The following is a 20,405-nucleotide window of genomic DNA, read 5'->3' on the forward strand; positions in this document are numbered from 1 at the left end:
AACTGTTCAATTGCTGTTACAAATCTACGAACAATCGCTGTTTTGTACTTTAGATATAGAGATAAATAATGGTTTTACCGGGTTATAGATATTTTGTGATCGCTGCAATTTTACTGCAGACAACCGCTTGTTCCAGCCTTCCACCCGCGGCTGATGAATACGACAACTTTGCCGAGTATGCCGAGTCGGTCTTTAGGCAGCAGAACCTTTTAACCAGTCGTATCATGATGAGCGATAACGAAGCGATTAAGAACAATGCTGCACTGGAACAGGCTGAGCAAACCATGAACAATGCTTGTCATCTCTTAAATGAATATGCCGAACATGAAAACTCGGGTGAGTCCATGGGCATATTTTTTAAACGGGAGGTGAAAGCCAGTATCGAAAACTGTGAACGTAAAGTAAAAGTGTTGGAGGCGATGCTGGCAGACCTGAATAAATAAACCCCCTATAATTCAGTGCGATTGATAGACAATTCAGCTGCACCAACAAGGATTAATTCACTTATATTGCTGGCTTAATGCATGCCCACTAGCTCCAAAACCTCACTGGATACCGGCGTTGCCGTGATTCATTCTAATCAACTAGAAGCCCTGCGGGATGTCGTGGAATACTGGTTACGCCAGCATCCATTACTGCCACTGGAAAATGAAGTGTTTTTGGTGCAAAGCAATGGTATGGGCCAATGGCTCAAACAGAGCCTGGCGCTAAACAGCGCATTAGGCATTGCTGCAGCCATACAGACTCAATTGCCCTCCTTGTTTATCTGGAGTGTTTACCGCGCAGTATTAGGTCAGCAGATTCCTAAAGAACAGCCATTAGCAAAAGCGCCGCTGACTTGGCGCTTGTATCGCTTGTTGCCCAAGGTCATTAGCCAAACAGGCTTTGAAACCCTGGCAAATTTTTTGCAGCATGATGCTAACCGTCGCAAGCATTTCCAGCTAGCCGAACAGTTGGCCGATTTGTTCGACCAATATCAAGTGTATCGTTCCGACTGGATCAGTGACTGGGCTGCAAACCAAAACAGCTTACGCAATGCGCAAGGCGAAATACAACCCCTGCCCGCACAGCAACTGTGGCAAGCCGCATTATGGCGCGAGGTTCTCGAAGATCTGGGTGAAGAATTAAATCCATTTGCCAGTCGAGCTTCGGTGCATGCGCAGTTTATGGCAACTATCGACCAGCTTGAACAACGCCCCGCAGGCATCCCGCGCCGCATCGTGATCTTTGGTTTGTCATCGCTGCCGCAACAATCCTTGGAAGTTCTGGCCAAACTGGGCAAGTTTTGCCAAATCGTCTTATTTGTTCACAATCCTTGTCAGCATTATTGGGCAGACATTATCGAAGACAAGGAATTATTAAAAGCTCAGCGTCGCCGGCAGCAATACAAAACCGGCATGGCTGCCAGTTTAAGTCCGGAAGAACTGCATCTGCACGCCAACCCGCTACTGGCTGCTTGGGGCAAGCAAGGTCGTGATTATATTCGCTTACTCGATCAATTCGATGAAACCCAAGCCTATGCAGACTGGAACTGGCCGGATCATAAAATCGATTTATTCAAAGATTACGTTACAGAGGATCAAGGCAGTTTATTGCAAAAGTTGCAGCAAACTATTCTGGACCTTGAACCCGTCCCTGAACAACCGAATTTAATCGACAAAACTGACGATACATTGGCATTTCATATTGCCCACAGTCCACAGCGGGAAGTGGAAATTCTGCATGACCAATTACTGGCGCGATTTAATACCGCCGCACAAACTGGCAAGGCTTTATCACCGCGCGATGTGATTGTGATGGTGCCGGACATCAATCAATATGCACCACATATTCGCGCCGTGTTTGGACAAGTACAAGCCGATGATCCGCGTTACATTCCCTTTAGCTTGGCGGACCAACAACAACGGGGTGAAAATCCGTTACTGGTGGCGGTAGAAACACTATTAAATCTACCGGACTCACGCTTCACCGTCAGCGAATTTCTCGGACTGCTGGAAGTACCTGCATTAAGGCAGCGTTTTGATATTGCCGAAACCGCGACACCCAAGCTTCATCAATGGCTGGAACAAGCCGGCATTCGTTGGGGCTTGAATGCCGAGCAACGTAGCCACAGCGTCGGTATGCCAGCCAATTTCTCTGCCAACACCTGGCAATTCGGTTTAAGACGAATGCTGCTGGGTTATGCGGTAGGTGCCGGCGAGGCTTTTAACGGTATCGAACCTTATACAGAAATTGGTGGTTTGGATGCACAGTGGCTGGGTCATTTGTGCCATATGTTGGATACGCTGGAACGCTATGCTGAAAGCCTTAGCCACGATCAAAACCCACAAGTCTGGCTACAAACACTTAACCAGCTATTAGAGGACTTTTTTAGCGCCGATAATGACCGCGACCAAAAAACCCTGGAAACACTTAGTCGTTGTTTGACAAGCTGGCAGCAAGCCTGTGAACAAGGTGGCTTTGGAGACAACGACCTATTGCCGTTAAATGTGGTGCGCGAAGCCTGGCTAGCGGCAGTAGACGAACCCAGCCTGCAACAACGCTTTCTGGGCGGGCGGGTAAATTTTTGCACCCTGATGCCGATGCGGGCAATTCCATTTCGTTTGATTTGTTTGCTGGGCATGAACGATGGCGATTACCCGCGTACTCAGTACGCGCATGGTTTCGATTTAATGAATCAACGCGGCCAATATCGCCCCGGTGACCGCTCACGGCGACAAGATGATCAATATCTGTTTTTAGAAGCCCTGCTTTCAGCCCGGCAGCAACTTTATATCAGCTGGGTTGGCCGTAGTATCCGTGATAACAGCGAGCGGCCACCCTCTGTTCTGATCGCTCAATTACGCGATTTCCTACAGCAAAGCTGGTGTTTATCGGGCAATGAAAAACTACTGGACGCGCTAACAGTGGCGCACCCACTGCAACCCTTTAGCCTTGAATACGTCAGTAACAACCGCGACCGGCGTTTATTTACCTACGCACGGGAATGGTTTGAAACAACGTCAGTCGAGTATCCATCGGCTGAATTGACCCCACAAACAGAAGAAAAAACCTACAGCCTTAATTTGCAGACACTGGCCCGTTTTCTGAAAGCCCCCGTCAAAGCCTATTGCCAACATACGCTCAAATTCAGTTTTGACAATGTCGATGTCACCAGTGAAGACAACGAACCCTTCGACTTCGATCCTCTGCAAGCCCATATCCATAGTCACGAACTATTAGATGGTTTACGAAACCAACTGCCTGTCGATGTCGAGACGTTTTTACAGCAGCAGATGGCCGCACTCAGTGGTCAGGGCAAATTGCCTTTAGCCAGCTTTGCCCAAACTGTCTTTGCCGGCATTGCTAAGCCAGCTACACGCGCCTGGCGCAATTATGAAACGCTGCTGACGCAATGGCCTGTCGAATCGGCAGCACGACCCATAGCATTGGTTTTCAAGGTCGCAGAAGACATCAGTGTGCAACTCAGTGCCGGGCTAAGCCATTTGCGTCTGGCCAATGATAAGGATGCTGCCGGTTTACTGGATACCGTTTGTCCTCAGCTTGTCGAAGGGCTAGTAACAACCAATGCCGACGAATCTGGGCCAAGTGGAATCAAACCAGCTGGCCTAATCACCCTCAGCGCCCAAACCCTGTTTAAAAAAGACGCCATTCAACATTACAAACTGCTATTACCCTGGCTGGAACATCTTGCAGCCTGTGCCGATGGCTTGCTGATAAGTAGTTATATTGTCGGGGCCGATGGCATAGTAGAAATCGAACCGCTGCCCCAGGCTGAAGCGCTTATCCATCTGCAAAGTTTGGTTGAAGCCTGGTATCTGGGATTACAAGCCCCGCTACCTCTAGCCTGCCGCTCGGCGTTTGCCTGGCTAAATGCTAAAGAAGAAAAGGCGCTGGAAGCCGCTCAAGTGCAATACGAGGGCGATGACTGGAATAACGGTGAAGTTGATTATGACGCCTATTTGGCAAGGTTTTTCCCTAGCTTTGCCAGTCTGTATCAAACAGGACAAACTGATTTTGTAAGCTGGGTGGATAAACTTTACCGCCCGATATATCTCAATCTCAAACCCAAAATATAGGCATTTTTAATTGCAGTACCGAGCTGCAGCCCTTGGGCTATTTTCGGGAGTTTTTTAACTAGCCAATTTTAAGCACACATTTAAAAGTAATCATGTCGACCAGCCCTTTTACTCAACACACATCCCGTTGGCCTCGTAATATCAAACTCTGGCATTTACTTTTATTGATTGCGACAGTTTTACTGATTATTTCACCACCCTGGTTTATCGTGCAACCTTCGGAAATGGCAGGCGTGCGCCGATTGGGGCGAGTGATAACGCCATCGCCATTGGCTGAGGGCTTTTATTTCAAACTACCCTTGCTAGACATCAACGATAATCTGCAAGTCTCTTTAACGGCTTTTCAAGTCAATGACTTGCCGATATTTACTGTGGACCAACAATGGATAAATGTATCGGTCGGCATTTCTTTCACGGTGCCGGAATCGTCAGTACTGAAACTTTTGTATATGGTAGGGCGTAGCGGTAATTTTGATATCGATCAGAGCTTACGCCCGGTGATTTGCGAAAGCGTGATGTTGGTTTTTTCCCACCATCCGGCAGAAACATTAACCGAAAATCGAGCGGAAATTGTTAAGGAGCTGGAGATAGCGTTAAGCGCCACTTTGCAACGGGTTTTTGGCTTGGATGTTCATGATGTACAAATCACCAACATCCTTTATCTGTCTGCACGTGCCGCTTTGCTTTGCGATCAACTTAAGTCGCTGAATGAAAGGCAAAATTCAACTAGAGGAAACTGATGAAGTTTAAGGATTTTATTCCTGGATTGTTGAACTGGATTTAAAATTCACAGTACTACACTGACCCTGTGTGATGGCCATTAACAATGCCTGTCGACGTTGATTTAACTGCTGGAAACCATGGTTTATATCTTCGATTTGTGCCTGCAGTTTTTTTTCATCAAATCCTATCTCAGTCAAAGTTTCTGCGGTTGTCTCCAATAACAAATCACTTTGCCCCTGATAGGGCCGTTTAAATCGATCTTGAAAAGCCTGGTTCAAAGCATTTAACAAGTGCTGAAAATCTTCTTCGCTAAAACTGTCTTTCCGAATACTGTTTAATACTTCCTGACGGGCATCAAACGCATCGACTTGAAACGACTGCCGATAAGCACCCCGTAACTGTGTCAACAATTCCTGCATTTGCGTTTCTGAACCCTGGCATTGTGCAATCAGACGCGCCAGACTATTTTCAAGGCTATGTAAGGGCTTTTGGTGCTTTGCCATGTAGAGCATTTCCAGTGTGCCAGCCAGTTCCTGTAACTGATGAGCTGCATAGTTTGAAGATTCCAGCCAGCGAAATAACAATTGACGAAAACTCAACGGAAAGTCGCCAAACTGCGTCAGAAAAGTTTCAATATAATCAGTCAAAAACGCTTCAGAGCTTGCTCTGTCGGGTGATTGATTTTTAACTGCAGACAATAATTGATTGGCTATATCGTCAAAATGCAGCGTACTGGCGACCGATGGGTTCTGATCTATTTGCACTGGTTTTGTTTCCATGCACTTTTGGCTATCAAGATCTTGTTTATCTGTAGCATGATCCTGCAAAATAGTACTCCAGTAATCAGCCAAGCCAGCATTAGTTTCAACACTGCCTATGTGTTTCAGCAGATTATCTGCCAAGGCAAACAAGCAGCGACTGGCAGGCGCATTAGCAATTAAATCAACAACCGGTATCTGTTTTAAAACCGAGGCTGGCACGCTTTCGTCGCGGGCGACAAAGCCACCATACTCGACCTGAATATCCAAATATTTCTCTGCTGCAGCGGCAAAGCGGCGAAATGTGTCGGTCGCATTGGCATAATCTTCCGCCATGTTTACTATCACACGCAAACGACCGGGATATTTACGCGCATTCAATAGCTTTAAAAGCGAAAAAGCATCCGTCAACGACGTTGGCTCAGGCGTGATCAATATAAAGGCATAAGGTGCTGACTCAATGAATTGCAGTACGCTATCGGCCACGCCAGCGGCAGTGTCTATCAAAAAATAATCATAGTCAGCTTCAAGCTCAGTCAAGGCGCTGCAAAGTCTATTAATCTGGTCGCTATTTAGATTAGCAATATCTGCAACCCCACTCGCACCGGGCACTACGGCCACCCCTTGCGAGGTTTTGATGAGAATCTCTTGTATGGATTTTTCACCACTTAATAAGTGTTCCAAGCTGAATTCAGGCTGTAATTTCAACAATATATTGATATTAGCCAGTCCGGTATCAGCATCAAAAATACAGACTCTTGCCCCCCTATGCGCCATAGCCGTAGCTACATTCGTGGTAATACAGGTCTTGCCGACGCCTCCTTTACCACTGGTAAACACCACGACATGCGAGCTTCGTGCTTTGGTAACTATTGGCTGTTGGGTAAAATTTTGATTTTCCATTTTCAAGCTGAATATTTAGCGAGGAATTAAAATGTTAAAGGGATTAATTTTGCTCGGCGGCGGCTTGCAAAAATGCCTGCATGTCATCGTTGACTACACGGGCGTAAAGCGTTTCGACGGGTATATATAAATCCACCGCAGCCAAATAGACTTGATCGCCTAAATAGTAATGCTCCGATTGCCAATGTTTACTGCGTCGGCAGACTTCTATATCGACAAAATCTTGTTCGATCAACACATATTCCTGCAAGCTGGCTAAAGCCTGATATGACAAGCGTTTCAAGGTTTGGTCGATCTTTCGGGTGGATTTTGACAATACTTCGACAATGATCAACGGCGATTCGGTGAAATAGCTGTCTGCATTTTTAGGTTCGCAATCGACAATCACATCGGGATAAAAAAAGTTGTGTTGGGCTTTAACTTTCATATCAGCGGCAAATACATCACAGGGTGTATTTGCTAAATGCGTATGTAGACTTGCTAATACGCTGCTTACCAAGCGATTATGGTTAACGCTGGCGCCAGTCATGGCATACACGTCACCATCAATGTATTCGTGCTTTATGTCGCTGACGAGTTCGGCGTCCAAATAATCTTCCGGACTTAGCCAATGCTGCCTGGGCTGTAGTGCCATCGTTCCTCTCCACCGATTGTCGAGCCGGCTCGGTTATAATGCCAAATCTTTTGCTCAACGTTTAAAATCATGAAACCACCGCGTCTAGCCTGGGCCATCACAGGCTCGGGACATTATATCGAAGAATGTCTTGAATTCATGTTCAGTCTGGATAACATCGATTGTTATCTAAGCCAGGCTGGCGAAGAGGTGTTGAAAATGTATGGCGTCAATATTAACGACATCAAAGCCAAAATGCCGGTCTATCGCGACAAAGCCGCTTCGGCACCGCCGGTAGGCTTGTTTTACAAAGGTTATTACCACACCTTTGTGATGGCGCCGACCACATCCAATACCGTCGCCAAATGTGTACTGGGTATTGCCGATTCCCTGGCCACTAATCTGTATTCCCAAGCCGGTAAATGTCGCATAGAAAGTATTGTCTACCCCTGCGATATCGCCCCGGAAATGGAAACCACCGCGCCCGGCAATAAAAAAGTCATGGTTTACCCGCGACCTATCGATCTGGAAGCCACCGATAAAATGCGTAGCTTTCCCTATACCCAAGTCGTAGAAAGCGTTGACGATTTGAAAACTGCGGTGATACGCCGTCTGGCATCATTATCATGAGTGAAGAGCGCATACTGTTTTTGACCGGCAAATTGGCCGAAAAACAACTCCGGCAGATTCTGGCCGCCATGCAGCCGGATTTTTATTACAAGGTCAAGGAAATGGGGGTCAAAGTCGCGGCTTTGATGACCACCGAAATGATAGGTCGACGTTTGAAAGACACGGAAGATGCTACCCGCGTCGTCATCCCCGGCCGCTGTCGCGGCGATATCCAAGCCTTGTCACAACAACTGGGCGTGCCTGTGGAGCGCGGTCCGGAAGAAGTCAAAGATCTGCCGCAGTATTTTGGTAAAAACGCCCATCAATACGACCTCAGTCAATACCAAACCAAAATCTTCGCCGAAATCGTCGATGCACCGAATATCAGCGTCGATGAAGTGATACAGCGTGCGTATTACTATAAAGCCCAAGGTGCTGATGTGATTGATATTGGCTGTCTGCCCGGTACGCTGTTTCCGCATTTGCAAGATTGTATCAGCAGCCTGAAACAGGAAGGCTTCACGGTCAGTATCGATTCGTTGGAAGATAGCGACTTGCTGGCCGGAGGCAAAGCCGGTGCCGATTACATGCTCAGTCTGACTAATAGTAGTTTATGGATAGTTGACGAAGTTGAGACCACGCCGATCATCATTCCGCAGGTACATGGCGATTTAAGCTGCCTGGATACGGTGATTGCAACCTTGCAACGAAAAAACCGGGCTTTTATTGTCGACCCGATTCTGGATCCGATACATTTCGGTTTTACTGAATCCATTGTGCGCAATTATCAGTTCCGCCAGCGTTATCCTGAGGTGGAAATGATGTTAGGTGTCGGTAACATTACCGAACTGACTCACGCCGATACCTCGGGTATGAATGCGCTATTGCTGGGGATATGTTCCGAGCTGAATATCAATCATATTCTGGCGACCGAAGTCAGCAAACATGCCTGCCGTGCCATCAAGGAAGCCGACCGCGCCCGTCGCATCATGTATGCCGCCAAACAGCACGACAGCCTGCCCAAGCACATCGCGCCCGATTTAATGACGGTACACGATAACGCGCCGTTTCCCTATCGTCGCGATGAAATCGAAGCCATCGCCGCCGAGATTCGCGACCCCAGCTATCGGATACAAACCAGTAGCCAGGGTTTGCATGTATTCAATCGCGACGGTTTTCATACCGCGCAAGACCCGTTTGATTTATATCCGAAGCTGGGTGTGGAAACCGACGGCGGCCATGCGTTTTATTTGGGTGTAGAACTGGCGCGCGCTCAAATTGCCTGGCAACTGGGCAAGCGTTTTACCCAGGATCAGCAATTAAACTGGGGTTGCGCGGCACAGGGCGCGGAGACTGAAGCCGATTTACATACTTTTAAACCGGCTGGCACTACCCTTAAAAAGCATCACGACGAATAGTTTTGTGATTAACGTGGGCTAACTCGAAGCCAAGCGCTGTTGCCAAACTGCTGCGCGCTCCCGCAAATCATTTAAATCCAAAGTTGTTAGCTGGCGTTTGTTTAATAAGCGTTTACCGGCCACCCAGACATCGCTGACTTGATTGCGGCTGGCGGCATAGACAATTTGTGTCAGCGGATTGAACACCGGTTGAGTTTCTACTTCACTTAAATCAATCGCCACCACATCGGCTGCTTTACCTATCGTTAACGAGCCAATCTTATGATCTAATCCTAGCGCTTTAGCACCGTTAATAGTCGCCATTTGCAAAGCTTGCATGGCCGGCACGGCATTCGCTCGACCAGAAACACCCTTGGCCAACAGTGCGGCAACCCGCATTTCAGCTAACATATCCTGATCGTTGTTACTGGCGGCACCATCGGTACCCAATGCGACATTAATACCCGCATCCAGACAGGCGGCTACCGGACAAAATCCACTGGCTAGCTTTAAGTTGGATTCTGGGCAGTGGATGATATGAGCACCTGTTCCAGCGTAAAACTCAATCTCCTGCTTGGATAATTGCGTCATATGTACGCCCATAAATGCTGGGCTCAACAAACCCAAATCGTGCATACGCTGCAAAGGCGTTTGGGCAGTTTTTTGCTTTTGTTCATCGACTTCATGTTGAGTTTCGTGCAAATGCATGTGTATGGATAAATCCAGCTCGTTAGCAAATGTCAGCATCTTGGCTAAAGGTTCGTCGGAAACGGTATAGGGTGCATGTGGTGCAAACGAGGTGGTAATCAAGCTTTCATGCCGTAAGCGTTCGTGCAGCGCCAAGCCTTTGGTCAAATAAACATCGGCGTTTTCCGCCCATACAGTAGGAAAATCAAACACAATCAGGCCGATATTGGCACGTATGCCATGTGCTATGGCCTGTTGTGCAGCAACTTCCGGGAAGAAATACATATCATTCAAGCAGGTGGTACCGCCGCGTATCATTTCTGCAATCGCCAAGTCGGTACCGTCGCGCACGAAAGCTTCGCTAACCCATTTTTGTTCTGCCGGCCAAATGTGGTTTTGCAGCCAGTCCATTAACGGTAAATCATCGGCAATACCGGATAACAATGACATGGCTGCATGGGTATGACAATTGATCAAGCCGGGAATCAAAACATGCTGCTCTAGTCTTTCTAAGGTTTGCGGTTGATATTTTTGCAGTGCTTCTGCGTTATCCAGCAAATCGATGATTTTGCCATCGTCGATCACCAGACTATAGTTTTCATAGATTACCGATGCCGGTTCAACGGGTATAATCCAGCGTGCTTGAATAAGATGATCGACTTGCATGTACATCTCCAATTAAAAATCCGATTATACCTATCTATCCTTATCAATCCTTAACAGCGTTTTTTACCATGAGTAACTTGAGCCAATTAAACGTACAAGCCCTGCAGTGGAGCGGGCACAGCCTGAAAGTTCTGGACCAGCGCCTGCTGCCAGACAGTATTGCTTACGATGACTATCAGGATGCAGCCGGGGTTACCGATGCTATTGCATCCATGCGAGTTCGCGGTGCGCCTGCCATAGGCATAGCCGCTGCATATGGGGTTGTGTTGTCAGCCATGCAACATTATCCCAATGCCGATTGGCAAGCAGCCGTTGAACAAGATATTAAGCAGTTAGCCGCTTCCAGACCGACCGCGGTGAATCTATTTTGGGCGCTGAATAAAATGCAGCAACAACTAGTGACGCCCAGTGCCAATCCAATTGCAGCATTAACCCAACTGGCGCAAAAGATTCATGCTGATGATATAGCTGCCAATCACGCCATGGGCGAACGGGGTGCTGATATTTTGGGGAATGCCAAGGCGGTGTTAACCCACTGTAATGCAGGCGCTTTAGCTACCGGCGGTTATGGGACTGCACTTGGCGTGATTCGTAGCGCGCATAAACGCGGCCATTTACAACATGTTTATGCCGATGAAACCAGACCTTGGCTGCAAGGGGCTAGATTAACTGTGTGGGAGTTGGCACAAGATGGTATCCCGGCAACCTTGATCGCTGACTCCGCAGCCGCCTGGTTGATGAAATCCGGTAAAATCGACTGGATTGTAGTGGGTGCCGACCGTATCACGGCCAATGGCGATGTGGCCAATAAAATCGGCACTTATTCTTTGGCGGTACTGGCCAAACAGCATGGTGTCAAAGTCATGGTGGCTGCGCCCTCCTCTACTTTTGACTTTAGTCTTGAAACTGGCGATGAGATTGAAATTGAAGAACGGAATCCCAAAGAATTATTGGCTGACTGTTATCTTACCGACGGCTCTTTGGTGAGCGCCTGGAATCCGGTATTTGATGTGACGCCAGCAGAATTGATTAGCGCTATTGTCACCGAGCGCGGCATTGTTATCGACCCTGGCAAACATGGGGTCAGGAGCTTAGAGGCATGTTAAATTTAAAGAATGGCAATAATCCGTTGTTTGCGCTGAGTTGTTTGTTGCAAGGCGTCAAAATGCTGAGTCATCCGCAGTTACGCAAATATCTGCTGATTCCACTAATTATCAATGTTGTGTTGTATAGCGGGGCGTTTGTACTCGGGTATCACTCAGTGTTGGCATTGATTCATGACTTTATTCCCGATTGGCTGTCATGGTTAAACTGGATTTTATGGCCGCTGTTTTTTATCAGCTTTCTGATTATCGGTTTTTTTACCTTTACTTTGTTCGCCAACTTGATAGCCGCGCCTTATTATAGTGTGCTGTCGGCAAAAGTTTTGCAAATCATTACCGATCAGGATATGCCGATAGAGGAACAATCCTGGCTTAAAGTATTTGTCGGCGAGCTGAAACGATTAAGTTATTTGTTACTGCGGATCCTGCCGTTACTGCTGTTATTTTTGATACCGGTAGTCAATTTAGTTGCCCCGATACTATGGGCGATATTTGCCGCCTGGGGTATTGCAATGGAATTTATGGCTTATCCCTTAGAAAGCCGCGGTCTGACGTTTCCAGCACAAAAACAATTTCTGCAAAAAACCCGCTTGGGTGCGCTTAGTTTTGGCGGTGTTACCAGTGTCTGCCTGGCTTTGCCTCTGGTGAATTTGTTTATCGGTCAGGCTGCCGTAATTGGAGCCACTATCTACGTGCATCGTCTGTCAGAAACCCTTGTTGCCGAAACTTCCACAGAGAAATTAGTATGAAATTTTCCCCCTGCAACGACCAATGTTCCAAAGAAGGCACTCATTGCACAGGCTGCGGCCGCTTACATAGTGAAATCGCCAGCACCAAACAAATCGTGCAATCGGCAGTGGCGCATATTAAACTGCACGAATATGACAATCCAGAAGAGTTTGTCGCCGCTATCAGTAAAAGTATTTTGAAAAAACTGCAGAAACCAGCTTAGGGTTTGCATTATGCGGGTTCCCCTGTTTGAAAGTGGGAACCCGGTTCTTACATGGATTGAATGACGTTTATCATCCCCGCGATGTAATCCATGATTTCACCGATAAAGACGTCGAAAGCATCGAGCTTGCTCTTGACTAAGCTTAAAAAGGTACTGTGCCTGAAATCTTCATCCAAATAAAAGCTCAAGCCCTTATGAATGGTATTCAACCCCATGAACATCATGATGAAAGCCGCCGATTTCAACATAAAACCGCGCAATTTTGCGCTCATTTTGCCAAAGGCTACGCTGATAAATAACATCATAGGCAAAGTACCCGCCCCAAAGGCCAGCATCAAAGCACCACCCTCTATTAAGCTGGTGGCACTGGTGGCTTTAACCGCCATGGCAAAAGTCAGTGGGCAAGGCATTAGACCATTTAAAAACCCCGCTATCATAGCCCCCAAAACGGGGCCTTTCTGACTAGCCGTGGCATAGCCTTTTCTCAAGACTTGCATCGGTATTAATCGCACCGTGCCTTGAAAAGGTATCCAGCCCAAAATACCCAAGGCTAAAATAATCACCACGCAGCCGATCAGCATTTGCAGGATGCTTTGAAGTTTACCGAATATGCCGCTGGAAACCAGCACCACACCCAAGGCCGCAGCCAATACCCCAACCACGGTATACACACTAATGCGGGTGAATTGATAAGCAAAATAGGGTAAATAACTGCGGTTATTGCCTGCTTTCATGAAATAACCGGACACCAGAGCTCCGCACATGCCCAGGCAATGACCACTACCTAAAAAACCCGCCACAAACGCCAGAGAATAATCAAAGCCTGTTGCGGAAGCAATTTCCGCCATGCCATGCATGGCATGCGCAGAATGATCCATGCCTTCCATCGAGTGTTCCATTTATTTGTTCAACCTTAATGAATTGACGATCACAGATACTGAACTCAAGGCCATCGCTGCCGAAGCAATCATGGGATTAAGTTTACCCAGGGCTGCTACAGGAATAGCAATGGTATTGTAGCCAAAAGCCCAAAATAAATTTTGTTTGATGACGCGTATGGTGAAAGCGCTAAGTTCTATGGTTTCTGTCACTTTAGAAATATCGCCCTGTACCAGGGTTAAATCGGCCGACTCTATCGCCACATCGGTACCACTACCAATAGCAAAACCAACATTGGCTGCCGCTAGTGCTGGTGCATCATTAATGCCATCGCCAATCATGCCGACTTGATAACCTTCGGCTTGTAATTGCTGAATAATCTGTAACTTTTCATCGGGTTTGGCATTCGCCACCACATCAGCAATACCCACCCGATCGGCAATGTAGTAAGCAGTCTTTTCCGTATCCCCGGTTACCATCCAGGTTTTAATACCCATCAGGTGTAAACGACTAATCGCTGCAGCGGCTTCCAGGCGAGGATTGTCGGCAATAGCAAAAATTGCCGCCGCCTCACCATTAATGGCCATGAAAACCGGTGTTTTCCCCTGGCTGGCAAATACATCAGCCTGTTGGTCCAGCGTAGTAATGTCGATCTGCTGACTTTCCAGCCAATTGCGGTTACCCAGTAATATTTTGTAAGTATCCACTTCGGCACGAATACCTAAGCCGGTTTCACTGTAAAAATAACTGCAATCTTGAAATTGAATTTTCTGCTCTCTAGCAAACTCGACGATGGCTTTGCCCAGGAAGTGCTCAGAACCATACTCCGCAGAGGCTGCCAAACTGAGTAATATTGCGTGATCAAATCCGGATTGATTAAAAACTTCGCTGACTTTGGGTTTGCCTTCGGTGATGGTGCCGGTTTTATCGAACACGATGGCGTTGAGTTTACTGGCTACTTCCAAACTCTCACCATTGCGAATGTAGACGCCTTTTTTGGCAGCTTGGCCGGTCCCAACCATAATGGCAGCCGGCGTTGCCAAACCCAGCGCACAAGGACAGGCTATCAGCAACACGGTAATGGCATTACCAAAAGCAAAAGCAAATGGCGCCCCCGCCAACATCCAGCCAAATAGCGTCAACCCGGAAACCGCCATCACCGAAGGCACAAATACCGCCGAAATTTTATCAACCTGTTTTTGAATCGGTAATTTGGCAGCCTGAGCTTGATCGACCATATGCACGATACCGGCCAAGACCGTATCCATACCCACGGCAGTGGTTTCTACATGCAGTACACCGTTACCGTTGACGCAGCCACCAATCACACTATGGCCGACGTTTTTCACCACCGGCATGCTTTCACCGGTGACCATGGCTTCATCCACGGTAGATAAACCAAACACCACCCGGCCATCGGTAGGGATGCGTTCGCCTGGGCGAACCAACACGATATCGCCAACAATCACCTCATCGACATCCACCACATGCTCTTGACCATCTTTCAGCAAGATAGCCGTTTGTGGTTGTAAATCCACCAATTTACGGATAGCTTCGCCGGCTTTGCCTTTAGCGCGTTCTTCCAGGTAACGCCCTAACAAAACAAAAGTAATGATGGCTGCTGCCGCCTCAAAATAAATATGTCCGCGCTTGCGAAATAATGCCGGCACACTGTAGCCATAGGCTGATCCGACGCCTAAGGCAATAAGGGTGTCCATATTGGCGGCGCGCTGTTTTGCCAGACGATAGGCTTTAGAGAAAAATTGGCTGCCGGTGCCAAACACCACTGGCGTCGTCAAAATAAATTGTAGCCAGTGTATCCAGCGCGATGTTCTCATGGCCATCGCTACGCCAACCACGGGTATGGTCAAAAGCCCTGCCCATACAAATCGTCGCCGGGCTGCGTCAATTCGATGATGCTCCTTTTCTATCAGTCTCTTTCTTTGCGATAAGGTGTCGACCATTAGCGCGTTGTAACCCAATTTTTCAATCTGCTCGACTACATCGATTTTGCTTAACTGACCCTGCACACTAACGGTCTGAGTAGCAAAATTGACACTTGCTGTTTTAATGCGCTCATCGCGATTCAATACCATCTCAATTAGCAAAGCACAGGAAGCACAACTCATACCCTCGACAGCCAAGTCGATATCCTGCACCGGTCCTTCGAATTGTTTTTTCTTATGATTTTTAACAACGGGCTTTTTTTGGGCAATATTACCCAAAACTGCATCCAGCAAAATTAACAAATTCTTTTTAGGTAAACGACTGGAATCAAATTCTATGGTTACCGAACCGATGTCAAATACCGAACGTACTAGCGTAATTTCAGGGCGTTTTTTTAGCAGAATTTCGAAGATATAGCCGCGTTCAGGATCGTTTTTTAATATCCCGGTTATGATACGGATACGATTTTTTAACTCATGCTGAAGATGAAAGTGTTTGTATTCGGGATTATCGGATGTCATAGAGTCCTCTGAATAGCGATTGGCCAAGCTGGCAGCAAATGAATAAGCCTGTCAGCCTGGAAAAACTATTTGGGTTTACGTGAACGTACTAACAAAAAGAACAGATAAAACATTGCCAACCATTCATAACGATGTACAAAAGGCTTTACCAGCCATTGCTGAGTGATACGCGTCCAATGAGTTTTAATCAGATAAAGCACCAAGATATCGTTTAAAAAATCAATAATGGCTTTTTCAGGATTATTGATTAAGGCTTTAGGGCCTTTGCTACTTAATTTTCCGAGGATTTTAGCGGCTTGTGCTGTTTCTTTAGCACTGGTGATTTTGTTATCTAGCCAACGATTAATTTTGCTGGTTTTAAGTTTGTGTTTGAGGCCAAACGATGGTTTTTTGCTAATTTCTACCACTGACTGTGGCGCAAACCAGCCTTGTTGCTCCAATGTAGCCAAAACAGCATGCATTTTTTTAGCCAGACTAATGAAACTACAATCACTTTCATGATAGCGAATGACCAGCTTTCGTGAACGGCGAAACAAATTGACAGAAATAACACCATCAATTTCAGCAATATTATCGCTAATTAAGCGGGCAACTTGCACTGGGGTTGCGCGTGACGGAATCTTAAAGCGAACATGCCCATCGCCCCGATACCGCACTACAAATTCTTTTTGAATAGCCATAATAATTACAATACATAAACAAAACGGGCGAACCCGACAAGCAGGTGCGCCCGTTTAAAATTTAAACTGCTAGCAGTCAATCAATCAATGCATCAATCAGGCGCTGAATTACTTGTCTTCTTTTGCTTCAGCAACGATGTCTTCCAGGTTTTCCTTTTGGTGCAGGACAAAGTCTTTACCCGCATCTATAGTTTTGCTGGCGCTAGCAATAATGTCTTTTCTGTATTTGTAAACAAAGTAACCAGCAAGCATACCCAGGCCGAAAACCGCTACCGGATGCTTTGCCGCTTTACTCATAAGTTTACTTCCTGTATTCACTGTTGCAGTTGCTAATGTGCCTGCCATGACTTGTTTCCCCATAGACATACTTTTGGAATTGTGCTCGTGTGCCATTGTTTAAAATATCCTTGAAAGTGGTTTCAGTCGTTACTTTCGCTATCGCCTGTTTCTGATAGGGCTTGCTCTTCATGCAACATTTGATAAATACCTTTGCAGCCTTCACAACAAAATTTTTTATCGCCTTCAAGGGTTTTAAGTTCAAAACCATCAACTTCGACAGCCAAGCCACAAAGATCACATTGTTTTTTATTATCACTCATTGCCAATACAGACCAAACTCATCAATTAAATTCAATTTTCCGACACCACATTATAACGGTCTAAAATATGAAAACAACAAACAACTACAACAAAGCTGAGCTTATCTAAAGAAAACAGTCCAATCCATAGTAGAAAATCTTTGAAGTGACTGTCACCGCAACAATTTTTGTTGATTATTTACCAAAGCGGGTTTAGCAGCAGCTCGACTGGAAGCTTTCATCAACGCAATACGTAATGCACCCGTCAAGCTGGCATTCAAACCCAAGCGCATGGCTAATGCCGGCACCAAAATCATCGAAGTCAATGCCAAACCTGCACCTAGCATTAGTGCGCCTGTATTGATTTGCTCAGCTGTTGCAGCGTAATTAGTAGCTATTAATTCTTGAGCCATCTTTTTTTACCTCACATTGAGAAAGTGAAACACTCAATTAGTGAGGCATAATTGATGCCAAATTCTATGTGATTGTTATTTAACATAAAATAACCACCACCCCATTAATACACCACAAAAACAGTGTATTTGACCTAAATATTACGAGCCATTTAACATAGATTAATTATTAGCACACTCCTTTGAACGCTATTTAAGATTCAAAACTGCCAACATTAAGATTTTGGTATAGACTTTAGGCCATTACCGCTGTCACCTGTTTACTATCGTGCGCTTTCTGCAGAATATTTTTAACAAAACACCGCAAATCCTAGAAGGCATAGTTGCCATTAGTTTTCTGACTGCAGGCTTCAGCATTGCAGTCACGCGCTATAACGAAAACAATCGCCCACACTTATTGTTTTGTGCCTTCATAGACCTACCTCAACAGCAATGGTCAACCACGCTAAAAGAGATTATCGCCAATTACCGACTGGAAAATTACGCTTGCCATGTTTTATTGAATCCAGATCAATACCGCAGCTTTGGCACTGAGGCGTTAAAAGTTGACCAACATGAAATGAGGCAGGCTGTGCGTTGGCGCATTGCTGATATACTGGATTATCCAGTCGAACAAGCATTTATCGATTATTACCCACTACCAAAATCTAATCGGGCTAACAGTACACCCATGATAGAGGTTATTAGCGGTAATCAATCAGTGATTAATCCTTTTGTGCAAATCTGTCAGCAAGCTGGCCTCAAGGTCGCTGTGGTGGAAATCCAGGAAATGGCTTTACGCAATCTCGCCACTCTATTACCGGAAAGCGAACGTGGCGTTGCAGTACTCAATTTACAACCCACTAGTGGACACATCATCATTCAACAAGCCGGCATCCTATATTTATCGCGGCGGTTTGACATGGGCTATAACCGCTTGATCGACAATAGCTTTGATAGCGAGCCCCAAATTTTGATGGAACAGGACACGTTGGCACTGGAAATTCAACGTTCGCTGGATTATGTGGAAAACTATTATGGCATTCCGCCCATCAGCAGTCTGGCGGTACTTTTAGTGCCCCATCGTACTGAGTCCATTGTCAGTAACCTGATGACCCGTCACGGCATCACCGCCAGAGCCCTGGATTTATCAGCGATTGTCGAAGGCGAGATGATACTTACTGATGCTTTGCAAAATGCCTGCGCCCCAGTTATTGGCGCTAGCCTGCGGCGTTTGATCGAGGGTGTCGTATGATTCAGCAAATCAATCTGTATCATGACAATATCGATACGAGGTCACAATCAAACCTCAATCATTATTTACTAGTGCTTATCGCCAGCGTCATGCTTTTACTCATCAGCAGCGGATTAAGCTGGTATCAGATTGCTACGCAGCAATCTAATCGTCAGCTACTGCAAAATCAACTGCAACAGGCCACTACAGAATTATTAACGCTACAATCGCAGCTTCCTAATCCACAAAACGACGCTCTGCTTGATCAGGAAATTCAGCAAGCGCAAACTCGCTACCAAAATTTGTCACGTATTATGGAATTGCTTACAGACACGCAACAAGACCAGACCCGGGGGTTTTCTCATTACCTCAGTGCTTTGGCCGAACAAGCCGACAGCTCAGCTTGGTTAAGCCGGATTAAAATCAACACTATCAGCAACGACATCAGTTTATACGGCAGCAGCTTTCAACCCCAGCCTATCCCATTGTTGCTGCAACGCTTGCAAACCACTTCCGCTTTCAAGAGCAGAAGCTTTGCCCGACTTAACATGCAACAATCAGATAATGCCCCGGAGCAGATTGATTTTAGTGTCAGTTCCAGTCTTAAGCCCGATACCGAGGATAAAGATGACAATTAGCCTTGAGCAATTGCAGCAGCGTTTTGACGACTTAAATCCACGCGAAAAACTGATGACGGTTGCTGCCGTTATCGTTTTGCTGTGGGCGCTGTGGGACAATCTTATCAATCAATCCTTGCAAAGCACCCAGACCGGCCTAAAAACAGAGATTACAACACTGGAAAACAATTTGTTAAATCAACAGCAATTGATACAACAGTTGGCCGACAGCAACGATCCACAAAAAAGCAAACAGCAAAAATTGTCAGCATTACAGGCGTCAATCAGCAATATGCAAACGCAATTGGGAGCCGGCGAGAAAAAATTTGTGCCACCGCAATTCATGAGTAACGCCCTGCGTGACATGTTAAAACAGCAAGGCAACTTAAAACTGATAGCATTGGAGACTTTGCCTGCCAGCCCTTTTGGTGACCTCGCTCAGCCAGATCAGCAGACTATCTGGGTTTATAAACATGCTATGAAATTGACCGTACAGGGCGACTTTTTTAGTACCGTAGCTTACCTAAAATCGCTGGAAAACCTGCCCTGGCTCATTCATTGGGACAGCATAGACTATCAGGTCAAGGCCTATCCACAGGCAGAAACCCGTATCCAGGTCTATACCTTAAGTTTCGAAAAGGACTTGCTTGGTGCATAAACTTAAATGGCTAATCTTTTGCGCACTACCGGCTGCATTTAATGTGGATGCCGGATACCGCGATCCGACGCTACCCGGTAATCTGCCAGCTGCGCAAGCAAGCTCGGTGCCGCAACAAAACCCTGACCTGGCATTAGATTTAACCGCTATCTTAATTTCCGATTCAGGCAGGCATGCCATCATCAATGGTGTCACAGTCAAGACCGGACAACAATTTAATAACGACACGCGTATACTCAGCATTCAGCCACGGTATGTTCTGATCAGACAGCGCAACGTCAACAAAAAACTTTACCTGGTTCCCTCTTTAAAAACCCGCTGATATGAAACCAATCCATCAATTTATACTTTCACTCAGTATCAGTTTGCTTTTTTTGCTCGCAGCCTGCGATACAATGCCGCCGCGCGC

Annotated in this window: 21 protein-coding genes; 12 read left to right on the top strand and 9 right to left on the bottom strand. The window is 46.4% G+C overall.

The features are described from left to right. Nucleotides 1-68 precede the first annotated feature (68 nt). From A1359_RS17450 to A1359_RS17460, 3 genes are all read left to right on the top strand, one after another. Entirely contained in the window at nucleotides 69-443 is a 375-nt protein-coding gene (locus A1359_RS17450; protein WP_066986189.1) for a hypothetical protein, read from the top strand. 81 nt (nucleotides 444-524) lie between these two features. Then, nucleotides 525-4,079 carry an exodeoxyribonuclease V subunit gamma gene (gene recC / locus A1359_RS17455; RefSeq protein WP_066986192.1) on the top strand — a complete coding sequence of 1,185 codons (3,555 nt, stop codon included), beginning with the start codon at nucleotides 525-527 and terminating at the stop codon, nucleotides 4,077-4,079. Nucleotides 4,080-4,171: 92 nt separating this feature from the next. Further along, complete coding sequence (locus A1359_RS17460) at nucleotides 4,172-4,819, top strand: SPFH domain-containing protein (protein WP_066986195.1); 648 nt, start codon at nucleotides 4,172-4,174, stop codon at nucleotides 4,817-4,819. 15 nt (nucleotides 4,820-4,834) lie between these two features. Here A1359_RS17460 and A1359_RS17465 read toward each other — a convergent pair whose 3' ends face one another. Continuing rightward, a complete protein-coding gene (locus A1359_RS17465; RefSeq protein ID WP_066986198.1) occupies nucleotides 4,835-6,463 on the bottom strand; it encodes a MinD/ParA family protein in 1,629 nt (542 codons plus the stop codon). Between the two features lie 43 nt (nucleotides 6,464-6,506). Continuing rightward, entirely contained in the window at nucleotides 6,507-7,097 is a 591-nt protein-coding gene (locus A1359_RS17470; protein ID WP_066986201.1) for a Uma2 family endonuclease, read from the bottom strand. Between the two features lie 69 nt (nucleotides 7,098-7,166). Between A1359_RS17470 and A1359_RS17475 the strand changes: the two genes are divergently transcribed. Both A1359_RS17475 and A1359_RS17480 read left to right on the top strand, forming a co-directional pair. Then, the gene (locus A1359_RS17475; RefSeq protein ID WP_066986204.1) at nucleotides 7,167-7,706 is read left to right on the top strand and encodes a flavoprotein; all 540 of its coding nucleotides are present in this window, start codon (nucleotides 7,167-7,169) and stop codon (nucleotides 7,704-7,706) included. Continuing rightward, nucleotides 7,703-9,103, top strand: coding sequence for a DUF6513 domain-containing protein (locus A1359_RS17480; RefSeq protein ID WP_066986207.1), 1,401 nt, complete (start codon nucleotides 7,703-7,705; stop codon nucleotides 9,101-9,103). The genes A1359_RS17475 and A1359_RS17480 overlap by 4 nt, the downstream gene beginning before the upstream one ends. An 18-nt stretch (nucleotides 9,104-9,121) precedes the next feature. On the opposite strand, the gene A1359_RS17485 is transcribed toward A1359_RS17480, so the two are convergent. Next, nucleotides 9,122-10,435: a TRZ/ATZ family hydrolase gene (locus A1359_RS17485; protein ID WP_066986210.1), complete on the bottom strand. Its 1,314-nt coding sequence runs from the start codon at nucleotides 10,433-10,435 to the stop codon at nucleotides 9,122-9,124. Nucleotides 10,436-10,503: 68 nt separating this feature from the next. Between A1359_RS17485 and mtnA the strand changes: the two genes are divergently transcribed. The 3 genes from mtnA to A1359_RS17500 are packed head-to-tail and all read left to right on the top strand — an operon-like array spanning nucleotide 10,504 to nucleotide 12,490. Then, a complete protein-coding gene (gene mtnA, locus A1359_RS17490) occupies nucleotides 10,504-11,541 on the top strand; it encodes an S-methyl-5-thioribose-1-phosphate isomerase (protein WP_066986214.1) in 1,038 nt (345 codons plus the stop codon). Then, nucleotides 11,535-12,287 carry a sulfate transporter CysZ gene (gene cysZ / locus A1359_RS17495; RefSeq protein ID WP_066986216.1) on the top strand — a complete coding sequence of 251 codons (753 nt, stop codon included), beginning with the start codon at nucleotides 11,535-11,537 and terminating at the stop codon, nucleotides 12,285-12,287. The genes mtnA and cysZ overlap by 7 nt, the downstream gene beginning before the upstream one ends. Further along, the gene (locus tag A1359_RS17500) at nucleotides 12,284-12,490 is read left to right on the top strand and encodes a DUF1289 domain-containing protein (protein ID WP_066986219.1); all 207 of its coding nucleotides are present in this window, start codon (nucleotides 12,284-12,286) and stop codon (nucleotides 12,488-12,490) included. The genes cysZ and A1359_RS17500 overlap by 4 nt, the downstream gene beginning before the upstream one ends. 47 nt (nucleotides 12,491-12,537) lie before the next feature. Here the strand turns inward: A1359_RS17500 and A1359_RS17505 are convergent, their stop codons facing one another. The 6 genes from A1359_RS17505 to A1359_RS17530 form a co-directional block, all read right to left on the bottom strand. Continuing rightward, nucleotides 12,538-13,389 (bottom strand): sulfite exporter TauE/SafE family protein, encoded by an 852-nt coding sequence (locus A1359_RS17505; protein ID WP_232322352.1) that lies wholly within the window; start codon nucleotides 13,387-13,389, stop codon nucleotides 12,538-12,540. Continuing rightward, nucleotides 13,390-15,837: a heavy metal translocating P-type ATPase gene (locus A1359_RS17510; protein WP_066986225.1), complete on the bottom strand. Its 2,448-nt coding sequence runs from the start codon at nucleotides 15,835-15,837 to the stop codon at nucleotides 13,390-13,392. It lies immediately after the preceding gene. 65 nt (nucleotides 15,838-15,902) lie between these two features. Continuing rightward, entirely contained in the window at nucleotides 15,903-16,517 is a 615-nt protein-coding gene (locus A1359_RS17515; protein ID WP_066986228.1) for a hypothetical protein, read from the bottom strand. Between the two features lie 108 nt (nucleotides 16,518-16,625). Beyond that, a complete protein-coding gene (locus A1359_RS17520) occupies nucleotides 16,626-16,862 on the bottom strand; it encodes a hypothetical protein (RefSeq protein WP_232322353.1) in 237 nt (78 codons plus the stop codon). Between the two features lie 74 nt (nucleotides 16,863-16,936). Beyond that, entirely contained in the window at nucleotides 16,937-17,116 is a 180-nt protein-coding gene (locus tag A1359_RS17525; RefSeq protein WP_066986233.1) for a heavy metal translocating P-type ATPase metal-binding domain-containing protein, read from the bottom strand. Nucleotides 17,117-17,268: 152 nt separating this feature from the next. After that, on the bottom strand, nucleotides 17,269-17,508 hold the full coding sequence (locus A1359_RS17530) for a hypothetical protein (RefSeq protein WP_066986236.1): 240 nt from the start codon (nucleotides 17,506-17,508) through the stop codon (nucleotides 17,269-17,271). A 268-nt stretch (nucleotides 17,509-17,776) separates the two neighbouring features. Here A1359_RS17530 and A1359_RS17535 point away from each other — a divergent pair, with 268 nt between their 5' ends. From A1359_RS17535 to A1359_RS17550, 4 genes are read left to right on the top strand one after another with little or no spacing between them, the layout of a single operon-like run. Then, on the top strand, nucleotides 17,777-18,742 hold the full coding sequence (locus tag A1359_RS17535) for a type IV pilus biogenesis protein PilM (RefSeq protein ID WP_066986239.1): 966 nt from the start codon (nucleotides 17,777-17,779) through the stop codon (nucleotides 18,740-18,742). After that, nucleotides 18,739-19,359, top strand: coding sequence for a hypothetical protein (locus A1359_RS17540; RefSeq protein WP_066986242.1), 621 nt, complete (start codon nucleotides 18,739-18,741; stop codon nucleotides 19,357-19,359). Before A1359_RS17535 ends, A1359_RS17540 begins: the two co-directional genes overlap by 4 nt. Further along, entirely contained in the window at nucleotides 19,349-19,996 is a 648-nt protein-coding gene (locus tag A1359_RS17545) for a hypothetical protein (RefSeq protein WP_066986245.1), read from the top strand. Before A1359_RS17540 ends, A1359_RS17545 begins: the two co-directional genes overlap by 11 nt. Beyond that, a complete protein-coding gene (locus tag A1359_RS17550) occupies nucleotides 19,989-20,318 on the top strand; it encodes a hypothetical protein (protein ID WP_066986248.1) in 330 nt (109 codons plus the stop codon). The genes A1359_RS17545 and A1359_RS17550 overlap by 8 nt, the downstream gene beginning before the upstream one ends. The last annotated feature ends 87 nt before the right edge of the window (nucleotides 20,319-20,405 follow it).

Origin of the sequence: Methylomonas lenta (assembly GCF_001644015.1) — a bacterium.
Lineage (GTDB): Bacteria > Pseudomonadota > Gammaproteobacteria > Methylococcales > Methylomonadaceae > Methylomonas > Methylomonas lenta.

Excerpts from the sequence above, each read along its gene's own strand:
- A1359_RS17480 (WP_066986207.1), top strand. The coding sequence starts at position 7,703 with ATGAGTGAAGAGCGCATACTGTTTTTGACCGGCAAATTGGCCGAAAAA.
- A1359_RS17460 (WP_066986195.1), top strand. The coding sequence starts at position 4,172 with ATGTCGACCAGCCCTTTTACTCAACACACATCCCGTTGGCCTCGTAAT.
- A1359_RS17525 (WP_066986233.1), bottom strand. The coding sequence starts at position 17,116 with ATGAGTGATAATAAAAAACAATGTGATCTTTGTGGCTTGGCTGTCGAA.
- A1359_RS17500 (WP_066986219.1), top strand. The coding sequence starts at position 12,284 with ATGAAATTTTCCCCCTGCAACGACCAATGTTCCAAAGAAGGCACTCAT.
- A1359_RS17485 (WP_066986210.1), bottom strand. The coding sequence starts at position 10,435 with ATGCAAGTCGATCATCTTATTCAAGCACGCTGGATTATACCCGTTGAA.
- A1359_RS17515 (WP_066986228.1), bottom strand. The coding sequence starts at position 16,517 with ATGGCTATTCAAAAAGAATTTGTAGTGCGGTATCGGGGCGATGGGCAT.
- A1359_RS17540 (WP_066986242.1), top strand. The coding sequence starts at position 18,739 with ATGATTCAGCAAATCAATCTGTATCATGACAATATCGATACGAGGTCA.
- A1359_RS17450 (WP_066986189.1), top strand. The coding sequence starts at position 69 with ATGGTTTTACCGGGTTATAGATATTTTGTGATCGCTGCAATTTTACTG.
- A1359_RS17505 (WP_232322352.1), bottom strand. The coding sequence starts at position 13,389 with ATGGAACACTCGATGGAAGGCATGGATCATTCTGCGCATGCCATGCAT.
- A1359_RS17530 (WP_066986236.1), bottom strand. The coding sequence starts at position 17,508 with ATGGCTCAAGAATTAATAGCTACTAATTACGCTGCAACAGCTGAGCAA.
- recC (WP_066986192.1), top strand. The coding sequence starts at position 525 with ATGCCCACTAGCTCCAAAACCTCACTGGATACCGGCGTTGCCGTGATT.
- A1359_RS17510 (WP_066986225.1), bottom strand. The coding sequence starts at position 15,837 with ATGACATCCGATAATCCCGAATACAAACACTTTCATCTTCAGCATGAG.
- A1359_RS17475 (WP_066986204.1), top strand. The coding sequence starts at position 7,167 with ATGAAACCACCGCGTCTAGCCTGGGCCATCACAGGCTCGGGACATTAT.
- A1359_RS17545 (WP_066986245.1), top strand. The coding sequence starts at position 19,349 with ATGACAATTAGCCTTGAGCAATTGCAGCAGCGTTTTGACGACTTAAAT.
- A1359_RS17465 (WP_066986198.1), bottom strand. The coding sequence starts at position 6,463 with ATGGAAAATCAAAATTTTACCCAACAGCCAATAGTTACCAAAGCACGA.
- A1359_RS17470 (WP_066986201.1), bottom strand. The coding sequence starts at position 7,097 with ATGGCACTACAGCCCAGGCAGCATTGGCTAAGTCCGGAAGATTATTTG.
- mtnA (WP_066986214.1), top strand. The coding sequence starts at position 10,504 with ATGAGTAACTTGAGCCAATTAAACGTACAAGCCCTGCAGTGGAGCGGG.
- cysZ (WP_066986216.1), top strand. The coding sequence starts at position 11,535 with ATGTTAAATTTAAAGAATGGCAATAATCCGTTGTTTGCGCTGAGTTGT.
- A1359_RS17520 (WP_232322353.1), bottom strand. The coding sequence starts at position 16,862 with ATGGCAGGCACATTAGCAACTGCAACAGTGAATACAGGAAGTAAACTT.